This is a genomic window from Streptomyces beihaiensis (assembly GCF_026274175.1).
Lineage (GTDB): Bacteria > Actinomycetota > Actinomycetes > Streptomycetales > Streptomycetaceae > Streptomyces > Streptomyces beihaiensis.
In genome coordinates, this window is record NZ_JAPHNL010000196.1 from 1 (window position 1) to 1,444 (window position 1,444).

A 1,444-nucleotide genomic window follows, 5' to 3' on the forward strand; every position below is an offset into this window, starting at 1 on the left:
GAGCGCGAGCAGGAGCAGGGGCGGGAGCGGGCCTCTCGGGCGCGGTGGCGCTCGCCCGGCCCGCCGGCACGGCGACCAGGGCGGACAGGACCAGCGATCCCGCGGCGGCGTACCGGGCGCATGCAGCTCTCATCGCTCGGGGGCATCCCTTCCGTCGGACGCGCGGGCCCGTGCGGCCCGCCGACAAAAGGGATACTTGAGGCGGCAGTTGACGAAGTAAAGCACCAGGTCACGGGTGTCGGGGCAATCCCCCGAATCCCCCGGCTACCCGACCCCCGCACCACCGGCGCGCCGCCCCTCGGCGAGCGCGGCCCGCACCTGCGGGTCGCCGACCGCGCGGACACCACGCACGGCGACCGCGAGCAACTCGTCCGAGCCCTTCGGCAGTCCGGCGAGCACCCGCTGCCCGAGCGGTGACGCCCACCGCGTGTACGGGTGGACCTCGATCCGCGCGATGGCCAGACAGCCCAGGGTGAGCAGCAGCGGCAGCGCGAACCACGCCATCACCTGCGAACCCGGCGCCGAGGTGCCCCACGGGGTGAGCTCGGAGAGCGCGCCGAGGACCACCACCGACGCGGCGGCCATCCGCACCTGCCGCACCGCGTCGGCCACCGTCGTCCTGGCCGTCTCCGGCACCGCGAGCCCCGCCGTGACGAGCCGCTCGGCGAGCGCGCGGACCGCTTCGCCGGCGGCAGCGGCGGCCCGCAGCGGCGCTATCCGTGTCTGCCCCTGCGGGCCGATCGCGACGAGCACGCCGCGCTCCATGGCGTCACGGCCGCGCGGGTCGATCACCGTCGCCCAGCCGGTGTGCGCCAGCAGCAGACGGCGGCCGCGGGCCATCGACACGAGGGTCACATCCGCGACCCGGCCGGGACCGCCGGAGAGGAACGCCGTCTCGTACAAGGAGAGCTGGTGCGTGCGGCCCGCGTCGTCGGCGGCGCGGGCCGTGTCGGCCGACCGCGCCGCGGCGAGACACAGCCGTGCGCAGGACACACCGGCCGCCGCACACGCGAGGACGAGGAACAGGACCCAGAACATGCGCAGTTTCTACGACAGGTGTTCGCCCTCGCGCCACTGTTCGCTCATATCGTGGACACCACCTCGACCGGCGCGCCGTGCCCGCGCCCGGCCGGCCCACGGCGCCGCCGCAGCGCGAACCGGGCCGCGCGCAGCGCCCGCGTCACCGGCCGGCCCGCCAGCGAGGCAGGACCCGAGCGTTCCAGCCACCAGTCCGTCAGGCGCCGCCGCGCCGCCGCGTCCCTGACGCGCCCCGCGAGCAGCAGCTCCTCGGCGAAGTCGAGCGCGTCACGCCGGTAGCCGCCGGTCATCGGGGTGCGGTGGGCGTGGGCGAGGAACGCCGCGCGGTACTCGGACGCGCCCAGGATCCCGGGCAGTTCGGGAGCCACCTTCGCGACGACGTCGGCGCGCTTCGAGGCGAGCGCGC

General features: G+C 76.2%; 1 protein-coding gene and 1 pseudogene. Both read right to left on the reverse strand.

What is annotated here, in order from left to right:
• Positions 1-264 precede the first annotated feature (264 nt).
• Positions 265-1,038, reverse strand: coding sequence for a TIGR04222 domain-containing membrane protein (locus tag OFY01_RS16855; RefSeq protein ID WP_266600735.1), 774 nt, complete (start codon positions 1,036-1,038; stop codon positions 265-267).
• Positions 1,039-1,082: 44 nt separating this feature from the next.
• Positions 1,083-1,444: pseudogene (locus OFY01_RS16860) on the reverse strand (hypothetical protein); the annotation flags it as partial.

What these genes read in the sequence shown, in the direction of transcription:
- OFY01_RS16855 (WP_266600735.1), bottom strand. Translation starts at nt 1,038, where the DNA reads ATGTTCTGGGTCCTGTTCCTCGTCCTCGCGTGTGCGGCGGCCGGTGTG.